Annotated in this window: 14 protein-coding genes; 8 read left to right on the top strand and 6 right to left on the bottom strand. The window is 51.2% G+C overall.

Annotated elements, in window-relative coordinates:
* Positions 1 to 11: 11 nt before the first annotated feature.
* On the top strand, positions 12 to 1,100 hold the full coding sequence (locus AC56LK_RS24140) for a beta family protein (protein WP_497186993.1): 1,089 nt from the start codon (positions 12 to 14) through the stop codon (positions 1,098 to 1,100).
* On the opposite strand, the gene AC56LK_RS24145 is transcribed toward AC56LK_RS24140, so the two are convergent.
* On the bottom strand, positions 1,061 to 1,747 hold the full coding sequence (locus AC56LK_RS24145) for a sce7726 family protein (RefSeq protein ID WP_497186994.1): 687 nt from the start codon (positions 1,745 to 1,747) through the stop codon (positions 1,061 to 1,063). The genes AC56LK_RS24140 and AC56LK_RS24145 overlap by 40 nt on opposite strands.
* A 782-nt stretch (positions 1,748 to 2,529) precedes the next feature.
* Positions 2,530 to 3,291, bottom strand: a complete 762-nt coding sequence (locus AC56LK_RS24150; RefSeq protein ID WP_497186995.1) for a site-specific integrase — start codon at positions 3,289 to 3,291, stop codon at positions 2,530 to 2,532.
* 534 nt (positions 3,292 to 3,825) lie between these two features.
* Between AC56LK_RS24150 and AC56LK_RS24155 the strand changes: the two genes are divergently transcribed.
* From AC56LK_RS24155 to AC56LK_RS24165, 3 genes are read left to right on the top strand one after another with little or no spacing between them, the layout of a single operon-like run.
* A complete protein-coding gene (locus AC56LK_RS24155) occupies positions 3,826 to 4,140 on the top strand; it encodes a hypothetical protein (protein ID WP_497186996.1) in 315 nt (104 codons plus the stop codon).
* Positions 4,137 to 4,373, top strand: coding sequence for a hypothetical protein (locus AC56LK_RS24160; RefSeq protein ID WP_497186997.1), 237 nt, complete (start codon positions 4,137 to 4,139; stop codon positions 4,371 to 4,373). Before AC56LK_RS24155 ends, AC56LK_RS24160 begins: the two co-directional genes overlap by 4 nt.
* Positions 4,374 to 4,403: 30 nt before the next feature.
* On the top strand, positions 4,404 to 4,829 hold the full coding sequence (locus AC56LK_RS24165; RefSeq protein WP_497186998.1) for a hypothetical protein: 426 nt from the start codon (positions 4,404 to 4,406) through the stop codon (positions 4,827 to 4,829).
* 18 nt (positions 4,830 to 4,847) lie between these two features.
* Here the strand turns inward: AC56LK_RS24165 and AC56LK_RS24170 are convergent, their stop codons facing one another.
* The 3 genes from AC56LK_RS24170 to AC56LK_RS24180 form a co-directional block, all read right to left on the bottom strand.
* A complete protein-coding gene (locus AC56LK_RS24170; protein ID WP_497186999.1) occupies positions 4,848 to 5,429 on the bottom strand; it encodes a hypothetical protein in 582 nt (193 codons plus the stop codon).
* 17 nt (positions 5,430 to 5,446) lie between these two features.
* Positions 5,447 to 6,145, bottom strand: a complete 699-nt coding sequence (locus tag AC56LK_RS24175; RefSeq protein ID WP_497187000.1) for a hypothetical protein — start codon at positions 6,143 to 6,145, stop codon at positions 5,447 to 5,449.
* A 257-nt stretch (positions 6,146 to 6,402) separates the two neighbouring features.
* A complete protein-coding gene (locus tag AC56LK_RS24180) occupies positions 6,403 to 6,717 on the bottom strand; it encodes a hypothetical protein (protein ID WP_497187001.1) in 315 nt (104 codons plus the stop codon).
* Positions 6,718 to 6,809: 92 nt separating this feature from the next.
* Between AC56LK_RS24180 and AC56LK_RS24185 the strand changes: the two genes are divergently transcribed.
* The 4 genes from AC56LK_RS24185 (at position 6,810) to AC56LK_RS24200 (ending at position 9,966) form a co-directional block, all read left to right on the top strand.
* Positions 6,810 to 7,463, top strand: a complete 654-nt coding sequence (locus tag AC56LK_RS24185) for a hypothetical protein (RefSeq protein ID WP_497187002.1) — start codon at positions 6,810 to 6,812, stop codon at positions 7,461 to 7,463.
* A gap of 537 nt (positions 7,464 to 8,000) precedes the next feature.
* Entirely contained in the window at positions 8,001 to 8,390 is a 390-nt protein-coding gene (locus AC56LK_RS24190) for an ImmA/IrrE family metallo-endopeptidase (RefSeq protein ID WP_497187003.1), read from the top strand.
* Positions 8,387 to 9,103 (top strand): hypothetical protein, encoded by a 717-nt coding sequence (locus AC56LK_RS24195; RefSeq protein ID WP_497187004.1) that lies wholly within the window; start codon positions 8,387 to 8,389, stop codon positions 9,101 to 9,103. The genes AC56LK_RS24190 and AC56LK_RS24195 overlap by 4 nt, the downstream gene beginning before the upstream one ends.
* A 332-nt stretch (positions 9,104 to 9,435) precedes the next feature.
* Positions 9,436 to 9,966, top strand: a complete 531-nt coding sequence (locus tag AC56LK_RS24200; RefSeq protein WP_497187005.1) for an MltR family transcriptional regulator — start codon at positions 9,436 to 9,438, stop codon at positions 9,964 to 9,966.
* A 369-nt stretch (positions 9,967 to 10,335) separates the two neighbouring features.
* On the opposite strand, the gene AC56LK_RS24205 is transcribed toward AC56LK_RS24200, so the two are convergent.
* The coding region (locus tag AC56LK_RS24205) for an IS3 family transposase (RefSeq protein ID WP_497187006.1) at positions 10,336 to 10,654 on the bottom strand (319 nt) is incomplete at its 5' end.

Below are 10,654 nucleotides of genomic sequence, written 5' to 3' on the forward strand. Positions count from 1 at the left end.
GAGGACCAACAATGATCCAGATCTCCTTTGACGACTACGGATATTTTCCAGCACTGCGCACGCGGCAAGCTGAGCTGAAGGGACTTGAGCAGCTGTCGCATGATCAGAAGCGTCAGTGTTTGCCAATGCTTACATTGGGGCGTTGGCCGAAGGCGACGGACTTTAATAAAGCTGCTGAGAAGGCCGAGACAGCAATGGCGAGGCTGCCGCATGTTCTCGATCTCACAAACGACATTTCCCACCTGGGAGATGAACAACGTAAGCTTCGAGATCCTAGTGATGCTTTTAGTGCGTGGCGCAGCTTCGTTGGCCAATACGAGTGCGCCATTCCAGTAGTCCAGTTAGTTCCAGGCTCGAAGGCAAGAGACCAAGTTCGTCAGGCCACTCTGTTCGAAAAGGCCGCTGGCAAAATTGCGTTCCGTATTCGGGATTTTGCGATCGACACCCCACTTGTCATCAATGCTATCAGCGCTATGGATGATCCAGGCAATGCATTGGTGTACATTGATTGCCAATACATTAGAAGTGCGTTAGCAGCGTACGTCACAGCAACGATTGCCACAATCAATCAACTTCGAGCGGAGTTTCCCGAGATTTTCATCGTGGTTTTGTCCACAAGCTTCCCACCATCCGTTCTGCCGTTTGCTGAATCGTCACAGCAGCGAGGTGTCATCGATATTCAAGAACGTGACTTACACTCCCGTATTGGAGGTAGCGCTGTGGCCGCATATGGCGACCACGGTTCGGTTCATTCCGTGGTGTACGACGACATGAAAATCATGCGCTGGTCAGCCAGGATCGACTACCCGCGTGAGCTGAGCTGGCACTTTGAAAGGCGCCCCGGAGAGCAAGGGGATTCCGGATATATTTCAGCTGCAGCTGCCATTGCTGCGACTGATCCAGGAATTGGTACGAGGGGTATCTGGGGCGAAGATATGATCGTCAAAGCTGCTCAGGGCGATCCACATGGTCGAGCACCAGCCCCCTGGATTGCCGTTCGTGTCAACATTCATCTGGCGCGGCAGCTTGCTTTCTCTCAGAAGCTCGGCGGCCAAGAGAATCAGACTGGTGAAGACGACGGTGATGACTTTGACGAATGAGGACGCTTCCGCGGAGTAGCTGTCAAAGGTTGCTGTGCAAGCGTCTTAAGATACTCTTCGATCGAGGGAGGGGCTAACATCTGCCCCTGTCCTTTTTTGTCAATACGCTTTTGTATACGTTCGTTGCGTCGCTGAAGGTAGTCTAAGACGTACGCTCGTATTGCTTTCAGCGGGATCTCAGCTGCAGCAACAACAAGATCACCGCGGTGGCGGGCGGACTTTATGCAGTGTAGCTGTAAGAGCTTGCGGAGCTCGTCCACAGGGAGAAACGATAGCCAACGGCCGATCGAATCTTGTCTCAAGTTTTTTGCTTTGCGGACCTTGCGGATTGATCCGTCTTCCTTAACTGTCCAGATGCCCACCTCGTCAAACGACTGGGCTTCTATCCCGACCAAGTGACGTTCCGCGCACACAACTATTACTTGTTCAAAGAACTGGATGTAAGACTTGAGTTGGCCGTCTAGGCGGTCCAACTTGTCTCGATCACTTTTGATTTCAAAAGCAACAAGCTTTGTGCCGGCCACAACTAAGTCTGCTCTGCGTGCAAACTCATCAACGAACATCTCGGGAATGAACGTCGAGTTTGCCCAGGTCGACGTCCGCGACATGGTTGCAATGATTGCATTCCTGATATCTAGCTCGGTCATTTGGCTTGCAAAAATGCCATGAGTAAATCTAGCAAAAACCTCTAATTTTACACCCTTAGCTCACACAAGGACACCGGTTTCGAGGTCAGGGTGCCGGTGTAAGCGTTCGACTACCTACACTGGCCCAGAGTGCCCCCAGATTCATTCACTTGCCAGCGAAGTGTAACCGTGAACTGCGTCCCACCTTCAATTTACGGGTGCGGTAGCCTCGCTGGGTCCATTACTCCAGCTCCAAGTTCCGTACAAATAGATCGAAGGCACCTACGCAAACTGGTCCACCCGCCACTGCTCGCTGCCGTTCACTGGCGATCACGTCCTGCAGCCTGCCTACATCTCTACACGCTCTGGCTACTTCCTCTACGGAAGCTTGCAGGACATCGTAGATCTGCTTGAAAACACGAGGCTTCGCACTCTCCAGGTCTGGAGCGGTCTCCACGATAAGATCTTCGATGAGTGGTTTGGATACAAGCGAATGGTTGTTAGAATTGTGGCCAGCCATGGTACCTCCAGTCAGGTTATCAGGTTAGGCGAGTCCATCGGGTGCAACCGATGAATTCGCCGATTACAGAACTTAGTTTTGTGTGCGCTATGTTGAATTACGTTAACAGTATTTCCTACGGTTTACAACTCGCTCGGGTCACATTGACCCATTATCTAACTTCGCAACTCATTCATCCGGCGCACAGGGTCACATTGACTTCAGTGTCGCGTAGGCGATCGGTCGCGCTCGCCCAAGCTTTGTAATCTGCGTCAAAGTGACTCAGTGGCCCCATCTTCAGCAATCAAAGCTTAAGCGTGCGTCGAGCGCCTGGCGTCGCCTTTTTTGTAGCTCGAACCGAGCGGGCAGCGTTAACTGACGTTGGGACCAGGCCACCAGATCCTGACCCCATCTGCGCCTGACCATATAACCGCTTTGTCTCGTCAACGGTATGGCCTAATGCGATTGATACCTTTTCCTCAGGAAGAAACTTCTTGAAATCACTCGCTGCTTGATGGCGCAAGCTATATGGCGTGATTTCTGAGTTTCGGCGAGGCCAGAGTTTTTTGCCTACGCGTCTCACGGCGGAGGTAAAGTTAACTTTGCTTTCGGTCACCGCAAGAATTCCTTCTTCTCCAAATTGATCGAAAATCTCTTTGTGCAATGATTTGATCAGTGGGCTTGAGTCAACTTGTATTTCGTATTGGATCTCCCGCCAAGGCTGGCCCTGCTGTTCCTTAACCTTGGCTCCTTCGATCTTCAGAGTAATACCCGTGGCAGTAGCTTTAATTTCTACTCCCTTCTCGAGTTCTGCAGGTCGACATCCGGTAATCGCCGCAATCATGAAGTCAGTGCGATATTTACTGTTGGCGAATTCGCCGAGCATCTGTTCACGCCAATTCTCGGGCAGTCCACGCAGATCTTGTCGCTTCGAGTGTCGTTTTGCAGGCTCAGCGATTGGGCAAACTCCACGACTGTTCTCGATAAATTCATTAAGAGAAATGAGATTCTTAATCGAATGAACTGTCGATATCCATTCGATATTCTTTCCTAGCTTCTGCTGCATATCCTGGAGTGGGACCAAGTGATCGAGCGAAGACTTTATGTGGTGACGCAAGGCTGCGAGCCGTCGGTGGTATGTCCTTTTCGACCGCGTAGTAGAAGTTATAGACTCCCAGAGCTGGGAAGCTTGCCTCGCATTATATTTGTCTGCCAAACGCTGGATCTCGCGATCGTATCCTAATAGTGTGGCGGAGGATGCTGAACTAGTTGGCAATGTCTTCATGAGATCTCGTCCAGATTTCACGATCGCATATAAACTTTCTTTGGCGCTCGGATCCATGTTCTTTTGTGCTCTTAGTCTACATTCGTTCTCGGATGGGCACTTGTCGCTACGCTCCCCGGTAAACCGGTCAGTGCCCACATTCTCTGTGCTTAACATCTTACCACAGAGAATGTCTTGCTGTGGAGCACAGAGAATGTGTTGTTGCTGAGCACAGAGAATGTCTTGCTTTCGAGAACGTGTGGCGTATAATCGATAGCATAAACACGCTTAATTGGTCCCTGAGTTTTTGTGTGGTCCGCAGTCGGGAGAATGTTAATGTCAAATAATTTATTGCAGGGCAATCCTTATGGTCTTGCATTCGAGCGTCAAGCTCGAAATAAGGAAAACGCGGCCTGGGCATCCGAGTGCGCTGCTTTAAGAAAGAGGCTTGAAATTGCAGAGGTTGAAAGGGAGGTCAGCGTTGCTTACGTTACGGCTTTACGACATGCGCTTCGAGATATTATGCCTAATCACCAATTACTAAATGAAAGGGTTGCAGTTGATCTTTTCGAGCGTACTCGAGCTGCAGCTTATAGCAAAAGGCGCTCTGGCGATGAAAATGTAGAGCAGCCACGGGGGATGCGTCCATGAGGCATGCTAATACGCTTGCTTTATTTATCGTTTATAGTCTAGGCGGCGCAGGTTATGCCAGCGCAGGCGAGGAGCCGACCAAGGGGGCAGGCCAAAGTGTGTCGAATCCGAATCCATGCCCAACAAACGATAGTGTTTGTGCAAAGGAGAAAGCGAAAGAGCTGGAGAAGACAAGCAAGGAACATGAGGCTAAAATGGAGGAGTTAAAGGCTTTAGCCTTGGCGAAACCTTAATTCTCCGCACTTTAATCCGCTGGATGGCACATGGTATATCCTGCTAACACCGACATAGCAATAGCTGAGCGCTGCGCGATATTAGGATTGTCGCGGGCGCAGGCAGAGGAATTTGCTCGGGTTGGGCCATTTCCTTGCGATGTATATCAAGCACTCGGTATTGGCGAAGCGAGTAAAAAGGATTGGTTGAAACTTGCAGCGCAGACAGCAAGTGTAAGCTATCGCAGTGTTTTAACTGCTGAAAATCTTCTAGCAGTTCTAGTATCCGGCACCATTCCTTCGGAGTTCGCTGCACACATTTATCATCTCCTCGAGGAAGCTCCCATTAGGGTGCTGGTCGGAGCTGTTGAGCAGGCCGCGGAACGGAGCGGTATGCCTATCGTTGGCATTTGGCGCAATGTGCACCAGTTCGGAACCAAGCGCCTTAACGGAGCTTGGAATTTGACTAAGCCCTAATCCAACCTGTAGCGTTCGCTACCACAACCGCCAGGTACGGCTTTTTTCAATTTGTTTTCGCGACTGGGCGTGCCACTTCGATGCAATGGCCTCCGCACATTCTTCTGCCGACCAAGATGTGGGTGCCATTTCAAGGCTCATTCGTAACGCCTTTTGAATAGCGCTCGGCCATTCGGGCTCGGGTTCGTCACCTACGTCGTAAAGGGTCAGTCCCGCAATAAGGGGATCGTTAGCCCGCCCGCGCAGATGTCCCTCAGCCCTACGCAACAACACCGCGTTCATCGCCGCGAAGGGCCAGTTGTGCCCCGTCAGTTTTGGATCCGCCCGTACGATTAGAACGTGGCTCAACTCGTGCAAATATAGTTTCAGCAAGCGACGAGGTGAGTCCCAGGAGTCGAAATGAATGTGGATCTGCATGTCTGGGTCGATGAGTGGTCGCCAGCACCAGGCCGGATAGTATTCCCCCCTTGGCGTTTCTTCGGTAAATACCACGTTGGAGACAGACTCCAGAACGAGACGGTCGACGAGCTGCTCCCCCAGGACTGAGACGGCGGAATGCGGCACAGGGCGGCAGCCGATCGATGTGAGGTTTATTGGCATCGGGTGTCTCCCCACATTTATGTACCTTGCGGCCGCGTCGAGCGGAGCATTGTTTTCATCTCAGCCAGTATTTGTCGGCCCTCAGCACTTGGCGCAGATGGCCGAAGGACGGCAGTGTCCTCTCGGATCGTGGCCGGCGCACTGGCGCGTCGGCGCTGTACCACACGGCAATGCAACCGTTCGAAGTCTCCTAGAAGCGCCTTGGCTGTGAGGCGCTGGAACCATGCGCTGGGCAGCTTTATCGCTTGGCGTTCGCCGCGCTTACCGGCCTCTAATACGCCTGCTAGTTCGTCTAGAAGGTCTTGGCAGAGCGCGCGATCGGCAACCTCATGTTTTTGCAGTACTGCTATGAGCGGGCCCTGCATGTTGGAGACCGAGGCCTCAAAAACTAGATTTTCATAAAGTTCACCACCACCACGCTTTTCCTGTGCGGTCCCATCAGTGCTCGCGGGTTCAGTGGTGGTAGTGTCTTTAGATGGTAATTCTTCAGTTGGTAATACTTTATGGCCGCTGTACCCGGCGACGGTCGAGCCGGCGACGGTAGATCCGGGCACGGTTTTGCCGTCGCCGGGAAACCCGGCCATGGTTTTGGGTTCAGGGTTGAAGATGATGTTCCAGACCCATTGGCCGCATGGGCCGTTCGCCTTATGGCGAACAAGATAGCCGGCCGCCTCGAGCTCAGAGGCAATGCGCTGCCAGCGATCCTTCCCAAGCATGGGCTCCTTGGAGTCTGGTGTCGCGCCCAGCGCCGGAGACGTGTTGCGCGCAAGCCGTCGGCGAAGAGCTATAACGCTGATCTGCCAGCCAGGAGGTTTAACGGCTAGCCAAGCGGCTACAGCTCTGCTGTCTAGGTCGAGCCTGTCGTCTTCAAGTAGCGCCTCGGGAACGATGCCATAACGTGACTGATACTGGACGTGCACAACTCCGCCGGTGTGATGAGGGAACGCCTCGCGTTTCACTTCACTGCGCCCCATTAACGTTCACCTTTCAGATCTGCTGCGTGACGAGGGCGGCCGACCCGTCGTTCGCTCGGTGCGACCGTCACTTGAATCGAAGCCCGCTCCCGTGCAGCAGCTGCTTGTTCGAGCCAGAGCCGAATATCGCGTACGAACCAGCACGCCTTACGCTTTTCTGGAAATGCGGTGGTCGGGAGTTCGCCGCGATAGTTCATCTGGCTCAAGGCTGCCGGCGTAGTGCAGAGCAGTTCGGCAAGCTCATCCCTAGTGACGATTGCCTGGTCTGCCATCCGCGCAAACATTACGCGGAAATCTGTCTGCGAATTTCTCATGTGATCACCTGTGTGCTGGAGTTAATCTACGGCAGACTGTATGATTGCCTCATGGAAAAGTCGCAGGGCAGTTTTTGCATTTGGAGGCGTTGATGGCGGTCGATCGAAAGCACCTTCCTAACGTTGGGCCAAATCGAGGCCGAGCCCTCTCCGGCCCGATCAAGGGGTTTGTGCATCGGCTCGTCTATGCTGTTAAGAGCTCAACAGGACTGTCGTATCGCGAGCTCGACAAGGCGCTTGGTTTCCCGATAACCACTGATTCTGTTACCGAGTCATACGTGACCTTGAACTCGAGGCGTGCCAGAGCGGTGCAAGCTGCAAGTGTCCAAAGTCTCGAGAACAGGATCGCTAAATTTCTACAGCGTCCAGCCTTCAATGTAGTGGTGCGCAACCTTGGGACAGGGACTCACGTCACCAACCTTTCAGGCGGAATGGAGCCCATCGCCGCAGTAGCCGAGTACAAGCCACCGAGAAGCAGTCGTGACGTCGAATTTGCAGCGATGGATTCGCGGGGATTGATCTTCGTTGGGTATGAATACCTCCCCGACCACGAGATGATGGGATTCGGAAAAAATGCCCTCCCGGAGGCGCTGGATCTTGCTGTGTACCGCGGCCAAATCGAGCGTGCAGCGTCGGCCTATCCAGTGGATCACCCTTCTCACGCGACGATGCAGAACTATGCACGCGAGCGTGAGGCTTGGCTGGGTTCGCTGGTATCGTCTTGTGCCGGAAAATTGCCGGACTGACACGCTAATCTGGTGTGATGTACAGTGATCGCGTGTGACAAAAATCCTTGTTAAATCAAGTGATTAGGAGTAACCTCCTGGGCGCTTGATTCGACTCATAATCCGTTGGTGCCCAGTTCGACTCTGGGGAGGCCTACCAATAAAATCAAGTACTTACAGCGTTAAGTTGTGAGCGGCAAGTTCCGCAAAATAGAGGGAATTCCGCAAAGCTGATTGCGACCTAGATGAAACGTTCTTGTAGTACTCATGTCAAAGATATAGCAACTTGCATGTTGAGCCGCCCCAGATTTGGTAATATACTGTATGGATATACAGTTGATCTGTGCGGCCTGATCTGTTATAAGTGATTTAGGTAGGTTGCCTGTTTGATATGCTAAAAAGCACATTGTTGTGTTTTTTACTCTACTTACTGACGGAGATTGGAAAATGGGTTTCGGAGTGCCTTACCATAATACTGGCAGCGAAGCGGCAGGTCGTACGCTCCAGCGTTATTGGGATGGATATCTACCCGTTCGGCCAGAGCAAATTGCGCAGCTCATGAATATCCAGCTCGTGGGTAGGGGAGGATTTCGCGATGAGGATTATCCTTATAGTGGGTACTTCTTTACCGAAAATGGCCGGCCGACTATTGAATATAATGTAAATGATGCTTTAGTGAGAAGGCGTTTTACAGTTGCACATGAACTGGGCCATTATGTCCTTGGGCACCAACACGCTCCACGAGATTACCCTGACAGCTTCGGTTCGCGTAATGGGAACCTAATAGAAGTACATGCTAATCAATTTGCAGCAGAGTTGCTAATGCCAGCTGATGTTGTGAGAGATTTTGCCTTAGATGGTATGAATCTCGATCAACTTGCGGAAACATTTGCCGTTTCACGCGTCGCTATGGGGCACCGTTTAAGTAATCTCAGCCTTACTTTATGACAGATAATAATTTGGGTAGTAATAGGCCGGATGAGCCTAGCGGTGATAGCGGTGAATATAGCGCAGCACCTCAAAATAGGCGTAGGGTACAAGGTGATGACTACGCTGAAGGGAGCAACGTCTCCGAGTGGAAAGTTGCAGAGCGAATAGATTATTTCGCGAGGCGTGTTGATAAAGTCAACAATTTACGTCGGTCGGTACTGTGGGTTTGTATCGTTGTAGTAGGCTGCCTGCTTTGGGCGTTAGGAATGACAGTTAACTCGTTTGTAAAGCAAGTTGACAAGGTTACGCCAGCAGTTAATGAGCTTGTGCTAAAGCCTAAAGCAGCGGACACTAAGACTGAATCGAATACAGCAAAGGCTAACGGAAATTCTGTTACGTCAAAGGAAGTTAAGGTAGACGGTAACGTAACAGGCACGCAGTCTACTGTTACAAGTTCCGTTAGTCCCGCTTCTTCAACCACGACGGTGAGTGTAGATTTGACGTCGATCGGTTACCCTATCGTCGCTGTGGTTACTGTTCTAGTTATCTCAATTGCCGCGCTAACGATTGTATTACTTCGTACCACGTACGCGTTGACAACAACTGGGGAGACAGCTGAAAGCAAAAGCGCTCCTGGCGACGTAGGTATCCCGCTGCCAGGTGTCGAAGTTGCAACAGCAGTTGCAGAAGCGTTAGCAGGTGCGCTGAAAGGGTTGTTCAAGAAAGAATAGTGCTCTAATAGGGTGGCGATAAGCCACCTTTTATTTTTTAGGCTTGATCAGCTTGCCTTCCGATGCTCGGCATATTGCCTCGTCATCGTTTTCAAGTGTGGTCGAGCGGGCTCTGTGCTGTTTCAATGCCCTGCTATTCTCATAATTCTTTGGTGCCCGATTCGATTCTGGCGTGCCTAGCATTAATCAATGACTTTAAGTGGGCTTGCGGGATTTCTGAGTTTCGTAATCATGCTAGTTCGCAATTGTGACTGTCTATGACTGCAAATGCATCGCAAGCCCCGGTAGCTAAATTTAAAGAATCTTCTTCGATCGGGCATTACGAAAGCGTCTTGAAGAATTTGATCTCTGAATCTGATCGTGGTTGCGCGTTAGTGGCTGCATCAATGTTGGATCTTTGGTTGGAGAAACTGTTAGAGAAAAGCTTTGTTAATAATCCGAAGATCATAAAAAGGATGTTAGATCAAATGCGTCCGCTCGGTACGTTCAGCGCACGGATTGACTTGGCTTATTTGCTGGGTCACTTAAGTCATGAAATACATCGTGACTTACATCTAATTCGGGAGATCAGAAATACTTTTGCACATAGCATGGATCCCCTTTCATTTTCAAATGAAAAGATTCGTCCGCGCTGTTTGGAATTGAAAATGATCTGTTTTGACAAAATGCCAGAACGTGATCTTTTTATCCAAGCCGCTGCGGGATGTGTAGGTGCACTACATGCAATTATCCAGCACACCGAGCACCCTCAAGAGCCACCTGCGGTAGACCTCGAATCTGTAAGGAAAGCTATGATTGCGGCTGCACGAGAAAAACTTCTCCAAAAAGCTAGGCAGACGGATAGCCCTATTTCATTGGAGTGACGAGCTTGCCTTTACGATGGCGGACGTATTACATGGGCATCGTAGCTGAGGTATGGCCGAGCTGGCTCTGGGGTGCTTCCATTCCGCGCTGCTCTTCCTTTTCGGTTACAGCCTTGGCGCGCAGGTCTCGGAACTGAAAGTCGCGAATCTCCTTCTCAAGGTCAGGACGCATGGCCACCGTCTTGTCGCGCGCTCGTAGTTGGGGGCACGCTCGTGGTCGGGTCGGGTCTGACACTCGGACACTGCCTCGTCAGCAAGCCAAGTCTACGCTTTAATGTTAATTCTGAGCCGACCATACGTTGGTGCTTGGTGCGACTTCGAGAGACTATCAATCATCCGCTGCATTGTAGCCGGGGTCTGTAGCCGGGGTCAGGTCTGACAATCAGACAAGGCCTGGGTCCTGTACTGAACAGGCCTCAGGCCTTTTAGTTTGAGTTCGATGCGGTCGTGATTGTAATAGTGGATGTAGTTGGTCAAACCGTTTCGTAGCTCATCGATGGTATCAAATTTGTTTAGGTAGAAGAACTCGGACTTAAGTACAGCAAAGAAACTCTTCACGGCTGCGTTATCGGAGCCTGTCAGATTTTCTGTGTGGAACGGGGTCATGAAATAATGCCGAAAGGACTGTTCCATGACCGAAGTGATGACCACCAAGAAGCCCAAGAAACAGAAAGCAGCGTATCCGTTC

This window comes from Telluria sp. ZB4P36 (assembly GCF_059685865.1).

What these genes read in the sequence shown, in the direction of transcription:
- AC56LK_RS24140 (WP_497186993.1), top strand. Translation starts at nt 12, where the DNA reads ATGATCCAGATCTCCTTTGACGACTACGGATATTTTCCAGCACTGCGC.
- AC56LK_RS24145 (WP_497186994.1), bottom strand. Translation starts at nt 1,747, where the DNA reads ATGACCGAGCTAGATATCAGGAATGCAATCATTGCAACCATGTCGCGG.
- AC56LK_RS24150 (WP_497186995.1), bottom strand. Translation starts at nt 3,291, where the DNA reads ATGCAGCAGAAGCTAGGAAAGAATATCGAATGGATATCGACAGTTCAT.
- AC56LK_RS24155 (WP_497186996.1), top strand. Translation starts at nt 3,826, where the DNA reads ATGTCAAATAATTTATTGCAGGGCAATCCTTATGGTCTTGCATTCGAG.
- AC56LK_RS24160 (WP_497186997.1), top strand. Translation starts at nt 4,137, where the DNA reads ATGAGGCATGCTAATACGCTTGCTTTATTTATCGTTTATAGTCTAGGC.
- AC56LK_RS24165 (WP_497186998.1), top strand. Translation starts at nt 4,404, where the DNA reads ATGGTATATCCTGCTAACACCGACATAGCAATAGCTGAGCGCTGCGCG.
- AC56LK_RS24170 (WP_497186999.1), bottom strand. Translation starts at nt 5,429, where the DNA reads ATGCCAATAAACCTCACATCGATCGGCTGCCGCCCTGTGCCGCATTCC.
- AC56LK_RS24175 (WP_497187000.1), bottom strand. Translation starts at nt 6,145, where the DNA reads ATGCTTGGGAAGGATCGCTGGCAGCGCATTGCCTCTGAGCTCGAGGCG.
- AC56LK_RS24180 (WP_497187001.1), bottom strand. Translation starts at nt 6,717, where the DNA reads ATGAGAAATTCGCAGACAGATTTCCGCGTAATGTTTGCGCGGATGGCA.
- AC56LK_RS24185 (WP_497187002.1), top strand. Translation starts at nt 6,810, where the DNA reads ATGGCGGTCGATCGAAAGCACCTTCCTAACGTTGGGCCAAATCGAGGC.
- AC56LK_RS24190 (WP_497187003.1), top strand. Translation starts at nt 8,001, where the DNA reads ATGAATATCCAGCTCGTGGGTAGGGGAGGATTTCGCGATGAGGATTAT.
- AC56LK_RS24195 (WP_497187004.1), top strand. Translation starts at nt 8,387, where the DNA reads ATGACAGATAATAATTTGGGTAGTAATAGGCCGGATGAGCCTAGCGGT.